General features: G+C 67.0%; 14 protein-coding genes. 7 read left to right on the top strand and 7 right to left on the bottom strand.

Annotation, left to right across the window (positions count from 1 at the left end; genetic code table 11):
* Positions 1-10: 10 nt before the first annotated feature.
* Together C1932_RS13840 and C1932_RS13835 are read right to left on the bottom strand one after the other, a co-directional pair.
* Positions 11-715 carry a C40 family peptidase gene (locus tag C1932_RS13840; RefSeq protein ID WP_234412389.1) on the bottom strand — a complete coding sequence of 235 codons (705 nt, stop codon included), beginning with the start codon at positions 713-715 and terminating at the stop codon, positions 11-13.
* Positions 716-915: 200 nt separating this feature from the next.
* Positions 916-1,455 carry a C40 family peptidase gene (locus tag C1932_RS13835; protein ID WP_108763453.1) on the bottom strand — a complete coding sequence of 180 codons (540 nt, stop codon included), beginning with the start codon at positions 1,453-1,455 and terminating at the stop codon, positions 916-918.
* A gap of 111 nt (positions 1,456-1,566) precedes the next feature.
* Here C1932_RS13835 and C1932_RS13830 point away from each other — a divergent pair, with 111 nt between their 5' ends.
* From C1932_RS13830 to C1932_RS13805, 6 genes are all read left to right on the top strand, one after another.
* The gene (locus tag C1932_RS13830) at positions 1,567-2,049 is read left to right on the top strand and encodes a peptidylprolyl isomerase (RefSeq protein WP_108753733.1); all 483 of its coding nucleotides are present in this window, start codon (positions 1,567-1,569) and stop codon (positions 2,047-2,049) included.
* A gap of 128 nt (positions 2,050-2,177) precedes the next feature.
* Entirely contained in the window at positions 2,178-3,395 is a 1,218-nt protein-coding gene (locus C1932_RS13825; protein ID WP_108762559.1) for a DUF418 domain-containing protein, read from the top strand.
* Between the two features lie 108 nt (positions 3,396-3,503).
* Positions 3,504-4,862 (top strand): glutathione-disulfide reductase, encoded by a 1,359-nt coding sequence (gorA, locus tag C1932_RS13820; protein WP_108762558.1) that lies wholly within the window; start codon positions 3,504-3,506, stop codon positions 4,860-4,862.
* Between the two features lie 165 nt (positions 4,863-5,027).
* Positions 5,028-5,948 carry a DMT family transporter gene (locus tag C1932_RS13815; protein WP_108762557.1) on the top strand — a complete coding sequence of 307 codons (921 nt, stop codon included), beginning with the start codon at positions 5,028-5,030 and terminating at the stop codon, positions 5,946-5,948.
* Positions 5,855-6,283: an MGMT family protein gene (locus tag C1932_RS13810; RefSeq protein WP_234412143.1), complete on the top strand. Its 429-nt coding sequence runs from the start codon at positions 5,855-5,857 to the stop codon at positions 6,281-6,283. Before C1932_RS13815 ends, C1932_RS13810 begins: the two co-directional genes overlap by 94 nt.
* Positions 6,284-6,376: 93 nt before the next feature.
* Positions 6,377-7,051, top strand: coding sequence for a rhomboid family intramembrane serine protease (locus C1932_RS13805; RefSeq protein ID WP_108762556.1), 675 nt, complete (start codon positions 6,377-6,379; stop codon positions 7,049-7,051).
* Positions 7,052-7,200: 149 nt separating this feature from the next.
* On the opposite strand, the gene C1932_RS13800 is transcribed toward C1932_RS13805, so the two are convergent.
* Both C1932_RS13800 and C1932_RS13795 read right to left on the bottom strand, forming a co-directional pair.
* On the bottom strand, positions 7,201-8,787 hold the full coding sequence (locus C1932_RS13800; RefSeq protein WP_108762555.1) for an NAD(P)/FAD-dependent oxidoreductase: 1,587 nt from the start codon (positions 8,785-8,787) through the stop codon (positions 7,201-7,203).
* Positions 8,784-9,266 carry a VOC family protein gene (locus C1932_RS13795; RefSeq protein WP_108762554.1) on the bottom strand — a complete coding sequence of 161 codons (483 nt, stop codon included), beginning with the start codon at positions 9,264-9,266 and terminating at the stop codon, positions 8,784-8,786. Before C1932_RS13795 ends, C1932_RS13800 begins: the two co-directional genes overlap by 4 nt.
* 125 nt (positions 9,267-9,391) lie before the next feature.
* Here C1932_RS13795 and C1932_RS13790 point away from each other — a divergent pair, with 125 nt between their 5' ends.
* Positions 9,392-11,047, top strand: coding sequence for an SDR family oxidoreductase (locus tag C1932_RS13790; RefSeq protein ID WP_108762553.1), 1,656 nt, complete (start codon positions 9,392-9,394; stop codon positions 11,045-11,047).
* Between the two features lie 89 nt (positions 11,048-11,136).
* Here C1932_RS13790 and C1932_RS13785 read toward each other — a convergent pair whose 3' ends face one another.
* The 3 genes from C1932_RS13785 to C1932_RS13775 all read right to left on the bottom strand — a co-directional run bounded on the left by C1932_RS13785 (position 11,137) and on the right by C1932_RS13775 (position 18,582).
* A complete protein-coding gene (locus C1932_RS13785; protein WP_108762552.1) occupies positions 11,137-13,143 on the bottom strand; it encodes a M13 family metallopeptidase in 2,007 nt (668 codons plus the stop codon).
* Positions 13,144-13,355: 212 nt separating this feature from the next.
* Positions 13,356-15,503 (bottom strand): M13-type metalloendopeptidase, encoded by a 2,148-nt coding sequence (locus C1932_RS13780; protein ID WP_108763451.1) that lies wholly within the window; start codon positions 15,501-15,503, stop codon positions 13,356-13,358.
* A 154-nt stretch (positions 15,504-15,657) separates the two neighbouring features.
* Complete coding sequence (locus C1932_RS13775; protein ID WP_234412388.1) at positions 15,658-18,582, bottom strand: TonB-dependent receptor; 2,925 nt, start codon at positions 18,580-18,582, stop codon at positions 15,658-15,660.
* Positions 18,583-18,839: the final 257 nt, after the last annotated feature.

Below are 18,839 nucleotides of genomic sequence, written 5' to 3'. Positions count from 1 at the left end.
CGGGCGGCGGTCAGAGATCGACCCGGCGCGCCTGCATGAACTTGTTGCCCCAGTAGCCGCTGAGCAGGGTGTCCACGCGCACGTCCTTGCCGGTGCTCGGGGCGTGCAGGAAGCGACCTTCGCCCACGTAGATGCCAACATGGTCGACCCGGCCCTTGCGGCCGAAGAACACCAGATCACCGGCAGCCAACGAGGCGCGGTCGTTGATCAGCTGGGCGTTGTTGTCGTGGGCCATTTCGCGCGAGACGCGCGGCAGTTCGATGCCCAGTGCCGAACGGAACACGTAGCCCACCAGACCGCTGCAGTCGAAGCCGCTGTCCGGGTTGCTGCCGCCCCAGCGGTACGGGGTGCCCAGCAGGGTCATCGCGCGGCGCAGCAGCGACTGCACCTTGCCGTTGTCGGCTTCACTGCCGACCACGACACTGCCATTGGCGGTGCTGCTGGTGTCGTAGTTGGCAAGCAGGCGGCTGAGATCGCCGGCGACCATGGCCGAGCGGTCCATCAGCGGAATGGTGTCGTTGGCAGCCAGGTGCGGCAGCAGGGCGGCCAGGGTGGCGCTGGCGGCGGCGTCGGCGCGGCTGCGCTGGGCGGCGGGTTCGGCCTTGGCGGCCGGCTTGGCGGTGGCTTCCACGGAAGCCGTTGCCGGTGCATCGGAGCGGTTCGGAGCGGTCTGCGCCCAGGCCGAAAGGCTGGAGAGGCAGAGTGCCAGGCCCAGCAGCAGCGGGCGGACACGATGTGAAGGAACGGCGGTCTGGCCTTGGCCTTGCAGGTCGTCAGTCGTCACGCGTCGGTCACAGAAAAAAAACGATGGGGCATCATGCCCTGTAAAAGCCACGATAAGTTAAAAATTCCGTTATAAAATCGTTATTTACAGAGTGATGTTCGTCACAGTTTTGAACATATCGCCTGTTCAGTTTAGCGAAGGACGCGTTTTGCTCCTGTGTAGTGGTCTTTCCAGTAGGGACCACTGAGCGAATCAAGGCGCACCGTGCCGCCGGTGCTGGGCGCGTGCACGAAGCGGCCTTCGCCCACGTAGATGCCCACGTGGGTCACGTTGCCGCGACTGCCGAAGAACACCAGATCGCCGGTGGCCAGGCGCTGCGGGTCGATCTTTGGGCCCTGCACTGCGGCCAGGTCGCGCGAGGTGCGCGGCAGCTTCAGGTCGACCATTTCCCGGTACACATAGGTGACCAGGCCGCTGCAATCGAAGCCCGAATCAGGCGTGTTACCGCCATAGCGGTAGGGCGTGCCGACCAGGCTGATTGCGCGCATCAGCACCGAATTGGCGGCCTCGGGGTTGTCCGGCGTGGTCGCCGGCCAATGCGCCGAGGGCGGCGGCGGGGCGGGGCGGGTGGCCTTGCCGCCGCCGCAGGCGGACAGCAACAGGGGCAGGGCCAGCAGCAGGGCGGGCGCGAAGAGCCGGCGCGGGCCGGACGAAACTGGCGTGATGTGCATGATCTCCGGATAATGCGCCACCTTGGATTGGCCGTCATGATGGCGGCGTCCCCGCCGGGCGACAACCCGCCCCAACCCGCCTGCCTCCGGCAGATCCAGACAGAGTTGCGCATGAAGATCGAAAAAGACCGCGTTGTCCGCTTCCACTACACCGTTTCCGAAGTCGGCCAGGCGCCGATCGAGTCGTCCAAGGACCGCGGCGAGCCGCTGGCGATCCTGATCGGCCACGGCAACATCATCCCGGGCCTGGAAAACGCCATGATGGACCAGGAAGCCGGTGCGACCTTCAGCGTCGACGTGACCGCTGCAGACGCCTACGGCGAACGCCGCGAGGGCCTGTCCCAGCGCGTGCCGAAGAAGCACTTCGGCAATGCCAAGCTGGCCCCGGGCCAGCAGGTCGTGCTGCAGACCAACTTCGGCCCGCGCGCGGTCACCGTGCAGAAGGTCGGCATGAGCGTGGTCGACGTTGACCTGAACCACCCGATGGCCGGCAAGGACCTGCATTTCGACGTGGAAATCGTCGAAGTGCGCGAAGCCGGCAAGGAAGAGATCGAACACGGCCACGTGCACGGCGACGGCGGTCACCAGCACTGATCGCTGCACGATCGTGATGCCCGCAACGGCCCGCTTCGGCGGGCCGTTGTGTTTGCGGGCAGGGCCGCGGGCAGGCCCGCAGTGCGACCGGCGGCGGCATAATGACGGACCTGTCCACCGGATGATCCGTGAACGCCGCACTTCCTTCCCTGCAGCCGGTTACCTCCGGCGAACGCATCGCCGTGCTGGATGTGCTGCGCGGGGTGGCCCTGCTGGGCATCCTGCTGATGAACATCGAGGCCTTCGCCGGCCCGCTGGAGCTGGCCTTCACCGGCATCGACACGCACTGGCAGGGCATCGACTACTGGGCCGATGCCTTCGTCTACGTGTTCGTGCAGGGCAAATTCTTCACCCTGTTCTCGCTGCTGTTCGGTGCAGGCTTCGCGGTCATGGCCCAGCGCGCCGAAGCGGCCGACCGTGACTTCGCCCCGTTCTACCTGCGCCGCAGCGCGGGCCTGCTGCTGATCGGGCTGTGCCATGCGCTGCTGGTCTGGTCCGGCGACATCCTGGTGCTGTATGCGCTGGCGTCGCTGCCGTTGCTGGCCTGCCGTGAAGCGCCGCGCAGCTGGTTGCCCTGGATGGGGGCCACGGTCTATCTGGGCGGCGTGCTGCTGATGCTGCTGGTCGGGGCCATGGTATCGATGGCCACGCCGCAGGATCTGCAGAAGATGCTGGCCGATGCCCAGCAGAGCATCGACCAGCAACGCCTGGTGTATGGGCAGGGCAGCTGGCTGCAGGCCAATGGCCAGCGCCTACACGAGTTCGGCGTGGCGCTGGGCGGCATGATCATTTCCGGGCCGCAGGTGCTGGGCATGTTCCTGCTCGGCAGCTGGTTTACCAGCAGCGGTGCGCTGGCCGCACCGGAACGTTTCCCGCGCCTGTACGCGCTGCTGCGCTGGGTCGCACTGCCGCTGGGCCTGCTGCTGACGCTGGCCGGCACGTACTGGAAGCCCTACCTGCAGCCCGGCGCCTACGATCTGACCACCACCGCCGCCATGGCCCTGGTGGCGATCGGCGCGGTGCCCATGTGCCTGGGTTACCTGGCGTGGATCGTGCGCTGGCGCGTGGCCCTGCGCGGCCTGGCCGCGGTGGGGCGCATGGCGCTGACCCATTACCTGCTGCAGTCGCTGCTGTGCACGCTGCTGTTCTACCACCATGGGCTGGGGGCGTTCGAGCAGGTGCCGCGCGCCTGGCAGCTGCTGCTGGCGCTGGCGCTGTTCGCGGCGCAGGTGTTGATCAGCCACGTGTGGCTGCGTCGTTTCCGCTTCGGGCCGGTGGAATGGCTGTGGCGGGCGATGACCTATCGGCAGTGGCCGGCCATGCGCCAGGCCCGCGCGGCCGACTGACGTGCCGTATCACTCACGCGGGGCTGCCGGCCTGCCGTGGCATGCTGGCCGCGTGCGCGTGGCGTACCCCGATGATGTTGTTGTTTCCCCAGACTGCGAGCGATTGCCATGAGTACTGCGCCCTTCGACTATGACCTGATCGTGCTGGGCGGTGGTTCTGCCGGCCTGGCCGGCGCGATCCGCGCCGCGCAGTACGGCAAGCGGGTGGCGCTGCTGGAACCGGGCGAGCTGGGCGGTACCTGCGTGAACATCGGCTGCGTGCCGAAGAAAGCGATGTGGCTGGCGGCCGATCTGGCCGAGCGTATCGGCCTGGCCCATGCAATGGGTTTCGATGTGCCGGCGCGTCCTGCGCTGTCCTGGAAGGAGCTGGTGATCCACCGCCAGGCCTACATCACCAACATCCACAAGAGCTACCACGCGCGCCTGGACGAGACCGGCGTGGTGCGCATTCCCGCGCGCGGCCACCTGCTGGATGCGCACACCGTGGCCTGCGCCGATGGCGTGCGCTACAGCGCCCAGCACATCCTGATCGCCACCGGCGCGCACCCGCAGCGGCCCGATGTGCCCGGCGCCGAGCTGGGCCTGGTATCGGATGATTTCTTCGATCTGCGCGCGGCGCCGGCCGAGGTGGCGATCGTCGGTGGTGGCTACATCGCCGTGGAACTGGCCGGCCTGCTGCAGGCACTGGGCAGCCGGGTCAGCCTGCTGGTGCGCGGGCAGCGCCTGCTGGACCGTTTCGACCACGAGCTGACCGAACAGCTGGCCGAAAACCTGCGCCAGCAGGGCGTGCGCATCTGCTTCGAGTTCGACCTGAAGGCATTGCAGCGCGAGGGCCAGCAGGTGCGCGTGGTGGGCGCGCAGGGGGCGCTGGACTGCGCGTTCGATGCGGTGTTCTTCGCTACCGGCCGCCGCGGCAACAGTGCGGATCTGGGCCTGGAAACGCTGGGCATCGGCATCGGTGAGCACCGCCAGGTGCAGGTCGATGAGTGGCAGACCACGGCGGTGCCGAGCGTGCACGCGGTGGGTGATATTGCCGGCAAGGTCGGTCTGACCCCGGTGGCGGTGGCCGCAGCGCGGCGCCTGATGGACCGTTTGTTCGGCGGCAAGCCGGAATCGAAGATGGATTATGAGACCGTCCCCAGCGTGGTGTTCTCGCATCCGCCGCTGGGCGCGGTTGGCCTGAGCGAACAGCAGGCGCGCGAGTGCTTCGATCAGGTAACGGTCTACCACAGCCGGTTCCGGCCGATGCTGCAGGCGCTGGCCAACGGCACCCAGCGCAGCCTGTTCAAGATGGTGTGTGCGGGCCCGGAAGAACGCGTGGTCGGCATCCATCTGCTGGGTGAGGCCGCCGATGAGATCCTGCAGGGCTTTGCGGTGGCGGTGAAGATGGGCGCGACCAAGGCACAGTTCGACGCCACCGTGGCGATCCATCCCACCTCGTCGGAAGAAGTGGTGTTGATGCGGTAACCCGGCTGGGTAGAGTCGAGCTTGCTCGACTGATCAACCTTGCTCGACTGATGGATCGCGCATAGTCGAGCAAGCTCGACTCTACCGCCGGCGGCCCGCCGCGCGTGCGACAATGGGCGCCCCACGATTGCCCCTGGCCGCCCCGCGCGGCCTGTTGCCGTTCCCATGCCCAGCCCGTCTTCGCGCATCGCCACCGCTTCGCCCCGTATCGCGCTGGGCGGCATCGGGCTGGCCGCGATCGGTGCCGTTGCGGCTTCCGGCAAGGCCATCATCGTCAAGCTGGGCCTGCGCCATGGCGTGGATGCGACCACGCTGCTGGCCCTGCGCATGCTGATGGCGTTGCCGCTGTTCGTACTCATGGCGCTGTGGAGCGCACGCCGCGCCGAACCGCTGTCCTGGGCGGACCGTGCGCGTGTGCTGTGGCTCGGCTTCACCGGCTACTACCTGTCCAGCCTGCTCGATTTCCAGGGGCTGCAGTACATCAGCGTGACCCTGGAACGGCTGATCCTGTACTTGAACCCGACCCTGGTGCTGCTGATCAACGTGCTGCTGGCGCGGCAGCGGCCGGGGCGCTGGCAGATCGCCGCGCTGGTGCTCAGCTACCTGGGGGTGCTGCTGGCCTTCGGCCATGACCTGCAGCGCGAGGGCGGGCAGATCATCATCGGCAGTCTGCTGGTGCTGGGCAGTGCGCTCAGCTATGCGCTGTACCTGTTCGGCAGCGGGCAGGTGGTGGCGCGCGTGGGCGCGGTGCGGCTGACCGCCTATGCCAGCTGCGTGGCCAGCGTGCTGGTGCTGCTGCACTTTGCGGTGACCCACCCGCTGCCGCTGCTGTGGCAGGCACCGGCGCCGGTGCAGTGGTTGTCGCTGGTCAATGCCACGGTGTGCACGGTGCTGCCGGTGCTGGCGATCATGCTGGCGGTGCAGCGCGTGGGTTCGTCGCTGGCCGCGCAGGTGGGTATGCTGGGCCCTGTTTCCACCATCGTGATGAGCCTATGGTTGCTCGACGAACCGATGGGGCCGACGCAGATCGCCGGCACCGTGCTGGTCCTGCTGGGCGTGCTGCTGGTGACGCGCCTGCGGCGCTGACCCCGGAACAGGCGCGCGCGCGCATCCTGCAGGTGATCCATGCCATTCCGCCGGGCCAGGTGATGGGCTACGGCCAGGTCGCCATGCGTGCCGGTCTGCCCGGTCGCGCCCGCCTGACCGCCCGCGTGCTGGGGCAGAACGACGATCCCGGCCTGCCCTGGCACCGGGTGCTGCGTTCGGACGGCCGTATCGCCATGGCCGAAGGATCGGCGGGCTGGCGCGAGCAGGCGCAGCGGCTGCGTGCGGAAGGCGTGGTGGTCACCAATGGCCGCGTGCGCATGCCGGCGATCGACCCGGCCGCCGCCCTGGACGCGGCGCTGTGGGGCCCGGCCTGAGCATCGCCGCCGGCTGAACCGGCACGCCAGCGCCGTCGCCAAACCCACACCCTGCACCGGCTATGATGGCGTTCGTTCCATGCCGGTCATCCCATGTTCCCGCGACTGCCCACCGTTACCAAGGCCCTGCTGATCGCCAACGCGATCCTGTTCCTGCTGCAGCAGCCGTTCCTGCTCGGCATGCAGACCTTTGCCCCGTTCATGCTGCAGCCCTTGCAGCAAGGCTTCGACGCCTTCTCGCCGGGCGGCAACTTCCAGCCTTGGCAGCTGCTGACCTATGGTTTCCTGCACGGCAGCTTCGGCCATCTGTTCTTCAACATGCTGGCCGTCTTCATGTTTGGCGCGCCGCTGGAACAGACCTGGGGCGAGAAGCGGTTCCTGATCTATTACCTGGTGTGCGTGGTGGGCGCCGGCCTGTGCCAGTTGCTGGTCGGCTCGTTGCTGGAAGATCCGGCGCCGGTGCTGGGCGCATCCGGCGGTGTGTTCGGCCTGCTGCTGGCCTACGGCATGCTGTTCCCGAACCAGCGGGTGATGCTGCTGTTCCCGCCCATTCCGATGAAGGCACGCACCTTCGTGATCCTGTTCGGCGTGGGCGAACTGGTGCTGGGCATGACCGGCTGGCAGCCGGGCGTGGCCCACTTCGCGCACTTGGGCGGCATGCTGTTCGGCTGGCTGCTGATCCGCTACTGGCGCGGCCAACCACCGTTCAACAAGCGCCGCCCACCCGGCCCGCCAAAGCGCCCGAACCACCTGCGCAGCGTGAAGTAAGGCGCGCCGCGCCTTGCTTCACGCGGGGAGGTGCCGACCGTTGGTCGGCACACATTCAACCGGATCATTTGACGCGGGTAGGTGCCAACCTTGGTTGGCACACGCAAAGGCGTGCCAACCCAAGTTGGCACCTACCCATGCCGACCATCTCACAGATCCTGCAACACCACCTGCGCGGCATTGTGCCCCGGTGCTCCGGTTACGCCGCCACCGGGATGGGTGCCCGACCCACACAGATACAGGCCGGGCAGGGCGCCGCGATACCCGGCCTGGCCCACCATCGGCCGCGCTGAGAACAGCTGGTTGGCGCTGAGCGCGCCATGGAAGATGTCGCCGCCGATCAGCCCGAAGGTGCGCTCCAGATCCAGCGGCGACAGCACCTGCCGGCCCAGCACGCTGGCCGCGAACCCGGGTGCATCGCGATCAACGGTGGCGATCATCAGATCGGCCACGGTGTCACGGTGATCATCCCAGTGCATGCCGCCTGGCAGCACCGGCGCCACGTGCTGGCAGAACAGGCTGGCCACGTGCTGCCCCGGCGGCGCCAGCGAATCATCCAGGGTGCTGGGAATCAGCATCTCCACGATCGGTTCGCGCGACCAGCCGTCGCGGCGTGCATCCAGCCACGCGCGATCCATGTAGTCCAGGCTGGGGGCCAGGATGATGCCCGCGCTCAGGTGTGGGCCGGGACCGGGCAGGGCACGGAAGTCGGGCAGGGCAGACAGCGCCACGTTCATGCGGAAGGTGCCCGAACCACAGCGCCACTGCGCCATGCGCTCGCGGGTGGGTGCCGGTACCTGCTGCGGTTCCAGCAACTGTTCGTACAGCAGTTTCGGATTGACGTTGGCCACCACCGCGTGGGCGCGCTCGCTGCTGCCGTCGGCCAGCACCACGCCGACCACGCGCCCGTGTTCGACCTGCAGGTGGCGCACGGCGGCATCGACCCGCAGTTCGGCGCCGGCCTCGCGTGCAGCCGCGGCAATGGCCTGGCTGATCGCGCCCATGCCACCGATCGCGTGGCCCCAGGCGCCCTTCACCCCGTTGCACTGGCCGAACACATGGTGCAGCAGTACGTAGGCGCTGCCTGGCGTATACGGGCTGGCGTAGTTGCCGACGATGCCGTCGAAGCCGAACAGTGCCTTGATCGGTTCGCTCTCGAACCAGCGGTCCAGGTACTCGGCGGCCGACAGGGTGAACAGGTCCAGCAGTTCTTGCCGCAGCGCCGGGTCCAGGGCCGCCAGCTCGCGGCCCAGCCGGCCCATCTGCCACAGCGCCGGAAGCGCATGCCAGCCGGCGTCCACGCCCAGGTCGGGCGGCGCGCGCAGTGCCCAGGCGCGCAGCACGTCGGCGAAGATTTCCAGGCGGGCTTCATAGGCGGGCAGGGCCTGTGCATCGCGCGCGGAAAACTTCGCCACCTCGGCCTGGGTGCGGCCCGGTGCTGCCAGCAGGTAGCGGCCATCGGCCAGCGGCAGGAAGTTGTTTACCGGCCGCGCAACGATGCGCAGCCCGTGCTGGTGCAGCTGCAGGTCGTCGATCACCTTCGGCTGCAGCAGCGATACGGTGTACGAGGCCACCGAGTTGCGGAAACCCGGGTGGAATTCTTCGGTGACGGCGGCCCCACCCAGCACCGCGCGTCGTTCCAGCACCAGTACCCTGTGCCCGGCGCGGGCCAGATAGGCCGCGCACACCAGACCGTTGTGGCCGCCACCGACGATGATCGCGTCCCAGTGGTTCATGCCTGCGCGATGGCCGCTTCGATGGTGGCGATGTCGATTTTCTTCATCGGCATCATGGCGTTGAACGCGCGTCGCGCCAGTGCTTTGTCGTTGCTGGTCACCGCGTCCATCAATACGCGCGGGCTGATCTGCCAGGACACGCCCCAGCGGTCCTTGCACCAGCCACATTCGCTTTCCTGGCCGCCGTTGCCGACGATGGCGTTCCACAGCCGGTCGGTTTCGGCCTGGTCCTCGGTCTGGATCTGGAACGAAAACGCTTCGCTGTGTTTGAACGCCGGGCCGCCATTGAGGCCCACGCAGGGAATGCCGTACACGGTGAATTCCACCATCAGCACATCGCCCGCGCGACCGTCGGGGTAGTCACTGGGCGCGGCATGCACGGCGGTCACCGCACTGTCGGCAAAGGTCTGGGCATAGAAGGTGGCCGCCGCCAGGGCGTCCTTGTCGTACCACACGCAGATGGTGTTCTTGTGGGCCATGGCCGGGCTCCGCAACGGTCGATGGCGCAGCGATAGCACGGCGCCCGTTAACACCGGATCGTGCTGCGCTGCAGGAGCGCCAGGCGGCGCGCTACCATGGCGCAACGACACGACAGGGAAGGCGCGTGAAGATCCTGGTTCTGGGTGGGTACGGTGTGTTCGGTGGGCGCTTGGTGCGGTTGCTGGCCGATCTTGCGCAGTTGGAGCTGTTGATTGCAGGCCGCAACCTGGCGGCGGCGCAGGCGTTCTGCGCGACCCATCAGGGCCAGCCGCGGGTACGCCCGCTGCAGGTGGACCGGCGGCAACTGGTTCCGGTACTGCAGGCCGAGCGCCCTGACCTGGTGGTCGATGCCTCCGGCCCCTTCCAGGATTACGGCGAGCACCGCTACAGCGCGGTGGAAGCGTGCATCGCTGCCGGCATCGATTACCTGGATTTCGCCGATGCCACCGACTTCGTGTTCGGCGTGTCCGCCTACGATGCACAGGCCCGCGCGGCCGGTGTGTACGTGCTGTCCGGGGTCAGCAGTTTCCCGGTGCTGACCGCTGCGGTGCTGCGGCAGATGGCCACGCGCATGGACATTGTGCGGGTGGAAGGGGGTATCGCACCGTCACCGTTCGCAGGCATCGGCCTGAACGTGATGCGCGCGGTGGTGGGCTATGCCGGTTCGCCGGTGAAACTGCGCCGGCACGGCCGCGATGGCCACGGCGTTGGTCTGGCCGAGAGCCGCCGTTTCACCGTCGCGGTGCCGGGGCGCCTGCCGCTGCGCAACCTGCATTTTTCGCTGGTGGATGTGCCGGACCTGCAGGTGCTGCCGCCCGAACACCCGACCATGACCGATATCTGGATGGGCGCCGGCCCGGTGCCGGAAGTGCTGCACCGGGTGCTGAACCTGCTGGCCAAGGCGCGCTGGCGCTTCAAGCTGCCCTCGCTGGAACCGTGTTCGCGCCTGTTCTACACCGTGCTGAACCTGATGAAGTTCGGCGAACACCGCGGCGGCATGATCGTGCGCGCGCAGGGCACCTGCAATGGCGCGCCGGTTGAACAGAGCTGGCACCTGCTGGCCGAGGCCGATGACGGTCCCTACATTCCATCGATGGCGATCGAAGCGGTGATCCGCAAGCAACTGGCCGGTGAGCGGCCGGCACCGGGCGCGCGCGCGGCCACCCACGCGTTGGAACTGTCCGACTACGAACAGCTGTTTGTCGGCCGCACCATCCACACCGGTTTCCGCCGCGACATGCCCGGTGCCAGCCTGTACCAGCGCGTGCTGGGCGACGCGTACGCGCGATTGCCGGCCACCGTGCAGGCGCTGCATGCACCGGGTGCGGCGCAGCGCTGGGTGGGGCAGGCGCAGGTGGAGCGTGGGCGCGGCGTGTTGTCGCGCGTGCTGGGCAGGATCTTCGGTTTCCCCGCCGCCGCTGCGAACGTGCCGGTGACCGTGCAGTTCAGCCCCGAAGCGGGCGGCGAGCGCTGGACGCGCACCTTCAATGGGCAGCGCTTCTCTTCGCTGCAGACCGAAGGCAAGGGGCGCGACGAGGCGCTGCTGGTCGAGCGCTTCGGTGCCGTGGCGGTCGCCTTGGCGCTGGTGGTGGACGGCGGACGGCTGCAGCTGGTGCCGCGCAGCTGGTCGGTGCTGGGCATCCCGCTGCCGCGCGCACTGCTGCCCGGTGACCAGAGCTTCGAGTACGAGGCGGATGGACGTTTCGTGTTCGACGTGGAGATTGGCGCGCCGGGGGTGGGGCGCATCGTGCACTACCGCGGCACGTTGCAGCCGGGTTGACGGGCATCCGCGCATGGCGTGGATCGACCCAGGTACATGCGGAAAAGGCGCCCGAAGGCGCCTTTTCCGTTACTGCATCACCGCTGCATTCAACGCCAGACCTTGATCTGCTCGGCGTCGGTGCGCTGCATCGGCTGGCCGGCCTTGCAGCTGAAGGTCGCGCCGAAGGCCGGCAGGTTCGACAGCGGCCCGTTGGTGCGCCAGCGGCCCGGTGCACGGATGTCGGCGGTCAGGCGGCGCGCGGCTTCGTTCGGCGACAGCTGCTGCGGCCACAGCGCGGCCCAGGCGCGGAAGAAGCCCTGCTGCTGGGCCGGCTTTGCCTTGGGTTCCTGTGCCGTGTAGGCGGCCCAGGCCAGTTCCAGGCCAGCGATGTCGGCCAGGTTCTCTTCCTGGGTCAGCGTGCCGTTCACCTTGGCACCCTTCACACCGGGGAATTCGTAGGCGCCGTACTGCGCGGCCACGCGGTTGCCCAGCAGGGTCCAGGCGGTCTTGTCAGCGGGCGTCCACCAGCTGCGCAGCTCGCCCTTGGCATCCACCAGGGCGCCCTTGGCATCGATGGCGCGGTTCAGTTCGTGGCCGACCAGGCCGCCGAAGCTGCCGAACTTGTCGGCGGCGTCGGCCTTGGCGTTGAACACCGGGCCCTGCAGGATGGCGGCGGTGACGATCAGGCGGTTCTGGGCCAGATCGTAGGCCAGCGACGGTTGCTGCGGCAGCACGTCCCAGCGGCGGTCGGCGTTGCCCTTGCCGATGCGCTTCATCTCTTCGCGGTGGCGCCAGGTGGAGGCGATCAGCATGTTGCCGCCGAACGAACCACGGCCCATCGGCTGCACGCTGTAGTCCAGATCGCGCAGCGGGGTGCCGATCTCGATCTTCAGTGCGGCCAGCTTGGCCTGCGCTTCGGTCTTGGCCTCGGCGCTCATCCAGGTGCTGTTCTTCACCGCGTCGATCTGCACTTCACGCACCTTGTCGACGATCCACGCCGCCTGGCGGCGGTCTTCGGCCGACAGGTAACGCGCGGCATATTCGCGGCCGACCATCGGGCCGGCGGCCACGTTGATGGCGTCCAGCACGCTTTCCCAGCGCTGCGGCGGCAGGGTTTCACCGCGCAGCACGCGGCCGCGGAATTCGAATTCCGCATCGCGGTAGGCCTTGGACAGGTACGGCGCCATCGAATCACCCACGCGCCAGCGCAGGTAGGCCTTCCACTGGTCCGGCTTGAGCTTGGTGACCATGCCGTCGAGCTGCTTGAACAGCTGCGGGTCGGCCAGCGAGACCAGGTCGTCGTTCACGCCCTGCGCCTTCAGGAAGGCATCCAGCTGCAGGTTGCGGTAGCGGCTGTTCAGATCCTTGGTGGAGATCGGCGCGTAGTTGTTGAACGGGTTGTTGATGCCGGCCAGCGACTGCGCATTGCGCGCCAGTTCGGTTTCCAGCGCGATCACCGACTGCGCTTCGGCATCCAGCTTGGCGGCCGGGGTGCCGGTCAGGGCCAGGATCTGCTTCACGTAGTTGCGGTAGCGGCCCATCAGGGCGACCGTGTCCGCGTCGGTGCGGGTGTAGAACGCCGGATCGGGCAGGCCCATGCCGCCCTGCATGAAGTAGCCGATGTGGCGGTCCAGCGCCTTCAGGTCCACGTCCGGGCCAAAGTTGAAGGCCACCGGAATACCGACCTGGTGCAGCGCGGCGATCGAGGCCGGTACATCCTTGGCCTTCTTGATGGCATTGATGCGGGTCAGCAGCGGGGCGATCGGGTTCGAACCGTCCGCTTCCACGGCGGCTTCGTCCAGGCCGCTGGCCCAGAAGTCGCCCAGCAGCTTCTGCACGTTGCCCTGCGGCGCCTTCATCGAGGCGTCCAGCAGTTCACGCTGCTGCTGGCGGCTGCGGTCGACCAGCTGGCCCAGCGCGGTCGCAGCACCGGTCTGCGGGGCCGGGTTGACCTTCAGCCAGCCGGCGTTGGTGGCGTCGTAGAAATCGCTGCACTGGGCGCTCACGGCAGGCGCGCGCGCGGCCTTCTTCTTGGCGGCGAATGCATCGTGGGTCGGGACCAGGGTCGCCAGGCTGATGCCCAGGGCGACGGCAAGCGGACGGAAGTTGGGCATGTAGAACGAATCCGTGATGGATTGAGGGCGGGCGAACTATAGCAAGCCGTGCATGGGCGCGGCATGCACGCGTCACGCGGTGCTGCGTTTGCCCGCGGCAGCAGATCCACGCCATGCGTGGATGGCGTTGCCTGCACGGGATCCGACCCCGGAAAAACAAAGGCCCGGGACGTCCCGGGCCTTTGCAGATCTACCGCAGCCTCAGCCGTGGCTTACCAGATCACCACCTGCTGGTCGCCGGTGCGGGCCATCGGCGAACCGGCCTTGCACTGGAACGCCGCAGCGAAGGTCGGCAGGTTCGACGGCGCACCCATGGCGCGGAACTGCGCCGGGGCGTGCGGGTCGGTGGCCAGGCGGACCTTGGCGTTTTCCGGGGTGTACTTGGTGCGCCACACGGTGGCCCAGTTGAAGAAGAAGCGCTGGTCGCGGCTGAAGCCATCGACCTTCGGGTCTTCCTTGCCGGCGCTGGCCTTCTGCAGGGCGTCGTAGGCCGTGGCCAGGCCGCCCAGGTCGGCGATGTTCTCGCCCAGGGTCAGCTTGCCGTTCACCGCCTGGCCGTCCACCTTGTACTGGTCGAACTGCTTGACCAGCTTGCCGGTCAGGCCCGCGAAGTTCTTCGAATCGCCTTCGGTCCACCAGTTCTCGAAGTTGCCAGTCGGCCCGAAGCGGCTGCCCTGGTCGTCGTAACCGTGGGTCATTTCGTGGCCGATGACCGCGCCGATTCCGCCGTAGTTCAGGGCGTCGTCGGCCTTCGGGTCGAAGAACGGCGGCTGCAGGATGGCGGCCGGGAACACGATCTCGTTCTGCAGCGGGTTGTAGTAGGCGTTGACGGTCTGCGGGGTCATGCCCCACTCGGTCTTGTCCACCGGCTTGCCGATCTTGGACAGGTTGTACTGGTAGTTGAACGCGGTGGCCGCGCGCACGTTGCCCAGGTAGCTGTCACGGTTGGTCTGCAGGCCCGACCAGTCGCGCCACTTGTCCGGGTAGCCGATCTTCGGGGTGAAGGTTTCCCACTTGGCGATGGCCTTGGCCTTGGTTTCATCGCTCATCCAGGACAGGCCCTGGATGCGGTCCTTCAGCGAGGCGGCCAGGTTCTTCACCAGGTCTTCCATCTTCGCCTTGGCTTCCGGCGAGAAGGCCACCTTCACGTACAGCTGGCCGAAGGCTTCGCCGGCGTCGCTTTCAATGGTGCCCAGCACGCGCTTCCAGCGCGGCTTCTGTTCCTTCTGGCCGTTCAGGGTCTTGCCGTAGAAGTTGTAGCTTTCCTGCACGAAGGCTTCGGACAGGTACGGCGAGGCGCCATCAACGGTGTGGAAGCGCAGGTAGGCGCGCCAGATCGACGGATCGGTATCGGCCAGGGCCTTGCTCACTTCCTGGTGGAAGGTCGGGATGGCCAGCGAGAACTTCTCCGGCGCGGCGACGTTCTGCGACTTGAAGAACTCGGTCCAGCTGAAGTTCGGGGTCAGCGCGTCGGCCTCGGCCAGGGTGACCGGGTGGTAGAACAGGGACACGTCGCGCGACAGTTCTTCGCTCGACTTGGAGGCCTTGGCCAGGCGGGTTTCGAACTTGACCACGTCCTCGGCCTGCTTGGCGGCATCAGCCGCAGCCACGCCGGACAGTTCCAGCACCTTGGCCACGTGGGCCTGGTAGGCCTTCAGCTTGTCGGCGTTCTTGGCGTCGGTGTAGTAGGTGGTATCGGGCAGGCCCAGGCCGCCCTGGCTGGCGTAGGCCATGTTCATGGCCGAGTTCTTGAAGTCGGCTTCGGCCCCGAAGCCGAACAGCACGTTCTCGCCCTTGGCCGCGCTGCTGCGCAGGTAATCGGCGATGGCGGCCTTGTCCTGCAGGCCATCGATGGCGGCCAGGTCGGCCTTCAGCGGCTCGATGCCCTGGGCGTTGATCTTGGCCTCGTCCATGCCGGTGGCCCACAGGTCACCGACCACCTTTTCAATGTGGTCCGGGTTCTTCACCTGCGCCACCTGCTCGACCAGCTGGTGCTGCACGGCCACCGAACGCTCGTCCAGGATGGTGAAGGCGCCCCAGCTGGTGCGGTCGCCCGGAATTTCGTTGGCGGCCAGCCACTTGCTGTTCACGTAGTCGCCGAAGGCGGTGCAGGCGTCCTTGCTGGCGTCCAGGTCACCGGGCTGGAAGGCGTTGTAGGCCGGCAGCTTGCTCTCGTCCAGCTTGTAGGCGGTGGCGGCTTCGGCGGCGGCCGGCGTGGAGGCGGCGGCGTCCTTTGCCGGGGTATCAGTCTTGCCGCAGCCGACCAGCGCGGCCGAAACGGCCAGGGTCAGCAGCACGATCTTGGGAGTACGGGTCACTTGAATGGCCTCCAGGCCGAGTGAGTCAGGGAAAGGCCGCATGGACGGCCGTGGGCCGAACAATACGCCTGCGGCCCAGCCTGCAAGGGTGTCGAAGGTCATGGCCGATTGCAAACCCCCCAGCCGTTGGCCGGACCGCCAGATACGGAAAAGGGCGGCTTGCGCCACCCTTTCCGGGTACTGCCTTGAAGCGCTATCAGAACTTGTACGAGGCGCCCATGTAGAAGTAGCGGCCCACGTTGTCATACAGCGCCGAACCCACGTCCGAACCGAAGTAGTTCACCGGCGGATCCTTGTCGAAGGCGTTGTCGATGCCCAGGTACACGTCGATCTTGTCGCCCGGGAAGCGATAGCCGAACTGGAAGTTGTTGTACACGTAGGAACCGTTGCGGATCGGGCTCTGCGAACCGGGGTTGCTGTTGTAGCTGTCCGGGGTCACGCGCAGGTTGCCGTCCACGTAGGTCATGTCCCACGACGCACGCCACTGGCCCAGCGAGTACTTGGTCTGCAACTGGGCGCGCCAGCGCGGATCGGTCACGTAGGTGACGTACTCGGTGTACTCATCCGGGAAGTCCTGGAAGGCCCATTCGCGGGACTGCAGCAGACGGGTACCGACGAAGCGCACCACGGTATCGCCGCCGGCCAGCTTGAAGCGGTAGTCCATTTCCAGGTCGACACCGATGCGGCGCGAGCGGGCCAGGTTCTCGTTCAGCGCGGTCCAGCGGGTGATCGAGTATTCCGGGAACACACGGCCCTGGGCGTCGGTGAAGCCACCGGCCGGCGCACGCACGATCTGGTCACAGAACGCGTTGCCCACGCCCCCCGGCGAATCGACGCAGCGGGTCGCGTTGGTCTGCGCGGTGACCGCACCGATGGCGTCCTTCAGGTTGATGTTCCAGTAGTCGATCGACATGCCGAACCCTTCCAGGAACTCCGGCTGCCACACCAGGCCGTAGGTGAAGCTGCGAGCGCGCTCGGGCTTCAGGTTCGGGTTGCCGCCGCTCACGCCGGGGCGGGTGGCGGTGTAGGTGTCGACCCAGCCCACCGGAATGCCCAGCGCCGAGCAGTTGGCCTGGCGCAGCACCGGGTCCTTGGCGGTGGACGGACGGTTGGTGTTGGTCACCAGGTAGTTGCAGGGATCGGCGACGCTGGCGAAGTTCTCGCTCTGCGGGTTGTACAGCTCACCGATGCTCGGTGCGCGCACCGCCTGCGACAGGGTACCGCGGGCACGCAGCGACGGGATGATGGTCCAGTCCAGGCCGACCTTCCAGGTGGTGGTCTTGCCGATGCTGCTGTAGTCGGACCAGCGACCGGCGGCATCCATGGTCAGGTTGTAGATACCCGGGATGTCGGCCAGCAGCGGCACGGTGGTTTCCACGAACGCTTCACGCACGTCGTACTTGCCGGCGCGGTTGGGAATGGCGTTGAGGAAGGTCAGGCCCTGTGCAGCCAGCGGATCGGTGATTTCGCGGCTCTTCTCGCGGCGGTATTCCACGCCGCCGGCCACGCCCACATCACCGGCCGGCAGGCTGAACAGCGAGCCGTTGGCAACCGATGCGCTGAACACGCTCTGCTGGATGCGCGAGAAGTTGTACGAATTGACGTTCATCCAGTCGCGTGCGGCCTGGGTGACCTGGCCGTTGCCCAGCACGCTGAACGGAACGCATCCGTCACGGCCGAACGCGGAGTAGACGCGGCCGGTGTGCGGATTGATGGCGTTCGGGTTCAGGGTGGTGCGGCAGGTGACCTGGCCGGTGGCCGGGTCGATCACCGCGTCCAGACCCGCCTGCCAACGCTCGTTGATGCGGTTGTTCAGGTTCCAGCGCTTGACCTCGCTCTGGCCCCAGTTGCCGTACACATCGTAGGTCCAGTTTTCGCTCAGGTTGCCTTCCATGCCGAACACGAAGCGCTGGGTGTTGCGCTCCACGTGCTCGCCGCGCTGGCCGGCATCGACGTTGAAGCGGTTCAGCACGATCGAGGAGGCACCGTTGGCCAGCATCAGCGCACGCAGTTCCGGCGACACGTAGGCGTTGTCGCGCTGGATGCGGATGTTGGTGTCGAACGACGGCTGGGCCAGGAAGTCCGACTCGGTCTCGGTGTACTTGCCTTCGAAGTACAGGCGGTGGTTGTCGGTCAGATCGAAGTTGACGATCGTGTTCACGCTCTTGCGATCGAACTCCGGCTGCAGGTCAGCCACGGCGTTCAGATCGGCGAAGTCGCAGTTGGTGCAGCTGCTGTTGCTGACGACGATGCCGTCGTAGCGCTGCTTGCGGAACGTGCCATCCGGGTTGAACTGGTAGCGGTTGCCCCAGGTGGCCGGATTGGTGGCACTGAAGGTGCCCAGGGTGAACGTACCGCCGTAGGAGATCGAGTGGTTGCCGCCCGGGCCGCTCAGCACGGTCTGCGGGTTGCTTTCGCTCGGCGGCTTGGACGAGTCGTAGTTCGGGTTCGGAACCGAGACCAGGTACTCGCGGCCGATCGCACGGTCGGTGCGCACGAAGCGGTCCTGCTTGCTGTATTCCAGCGCAATGGCGGCGTTGCCGCGGCCACCGGCGAAATCGGTGCCGGCCGACACGCTGACGAACGAGCGGTTGAAGCCGCCTTCATCGGCCATGCCGGTCTGGCCACGGATTTCCGCGCCATCGAAGGACTTCTTCATGATGAAGTTGACCACGCCGGCCACGGCGTCGGCGCCGTACACGGCCGAGGCGCCACCGGTGATGACTTCCACGCGCTCGATCCATTCCACCGGAATGGTGTTCACGTCCACCGAGGTCGAACCGGAGGTCGCACCCACGTGGCGGCGGCCGTTCACCAGCACCAGCGTGCGCGAGGTGCCCATGCCGCGCAGGTCCAGCAGGCCTACGCCAGCGGTACCGATGAAGCGGGTGGAGTTGCCCAGCGTGTAGCTCGGGGTCAGCGCCGGCATGCGGGTCATTAGGTCGCCGATGTTGTTCGCGCCGGTGGCGCGGATTTCTTCGGCAGTGATGGCCGTCACCGGTGACGGGGTGACGAAGCCGGTGCGCGCGATACGCGAGCCGGTCACGCTGATGCGATCCAGATCGACCGGGTTGGAACCCGGGGTGGCTTCCTGTGCCAGGACGGGTGCGGCGGCGAACATCAGGCCGGCCAGCAATGCATTGGTCAGCGGGTGGCGACCGGGCAAGCGATGGTGCGTCATCAAGTGAATCCCCCTAAGAAGTGTGAAACGCCGGACTTCCCTGCCGACGTTCTGCAAATGTTCATGCGTCATCCTGACGTCACCGGAACCTAACACGGTCTTAACGAGAAATGTACGGTTGTGTCACAAGAGTTTGCTAAATCAGTCAGTTCGACACACAAAACTGCAACAAATACAGCGTCTTAGTCTCAGTTTCC

The sequence above is a fragment of the Stenotrophomonas sp. YAU14D1_LEIMI4_1 genome, from assembly GCF_003086815.1.
Taxonomy (GTDB): Bacteria; Pseudomonadota; Gammaproteobacteria; order Xanthomonadales; family Xanthomonadaceae; genus Stenotrophomonas.
Note: the sequence above shows the minus strand (reverse complement) of the source record. Positions and strands in the feature narration are given on the sequence as shown.

Excerpts from the sequence above, each read along its gene's own strand:
- gorA (WP_108762558.1), top strand. The coding sequence starts at position 3,504 with ATGAGTACTGCGCCCTTCGACTATGACCTGATCGTGCTGGGCGGTGGT.
- C1932_RS13800 (WP_108762555.1), bottom strand. The coding sequence starts at position 8,787 with ATGAACCACTGGGACGCGATCATCGTCGGTGGCGGCCACAACGGTCTG.
- C1932_RS13780 (WP_108763451.1), bottom strand. The coding sequence starts at position 15,503 with ATGCGGCCTTTCCCTGACTCACTCGGCCTGGAGGCCATTCAAGTGACC.
- C1932_RS13815 (WP_108762557.1), top strand. The coding sequence starts at position 5,028 with ATGCCCAGCCCGTCTTCGCGCATCGCCACCGCTTCGCCCCGTATCGCG.
- C1932_RS13810 (WP_234412143.1), top strand. The coding sequence starts at position 5,855 with ATGGTTGCTCGACGAACCGATGGGGCCGACGCAGATCGCCGGCACCGT.
- C1932_RS13830 (WP_108753733.1), top strand. The coding sequence starts at position 1,567 with ATGAAGATCGAAAAAGACCGCGTTGTCCGCTTCCACTACACCGTTTCC.
- C1932_RS13805 (WP_108762556.1), top strand. The coding sequence starts at position 6,377 with ATGTTCCCGCGACTGCCCACCGTTACCAAGGCCCTGCTGATCGCCAAC.
- C1932_RS13775 (WP_234412388.1), bottom strand. The coding sequence starts at position 18,582 with ATGTTCGCCGCCGCACCCGTCCTGGCACAGGAAGCCACCCCGGGTTCC.
- C1932_RS13795 (WP_108762554.1), bottom strand. The coding sequence starts at position 9,266 with ATGGCCCACAAGAACACCATCTGCGTGTGGTACGACAAGGACGCCCTG.
- C1932_RS13835 (WP_108763453.1), bottom strand. The coding sequence starts at position 1,455 with ATGCACATCACGCCAGTTTCGTCCGGCCCGCGCCGGCTCTTCGCGCCC.
- C1932_RS13785 (WP_108762552.1), bottom strand. The coding sequence starts at position 13,143 with ATGCCCAACTTCCGTCCGCTTGCCGTCGCCCTGGGCATCAGCCTGGCG.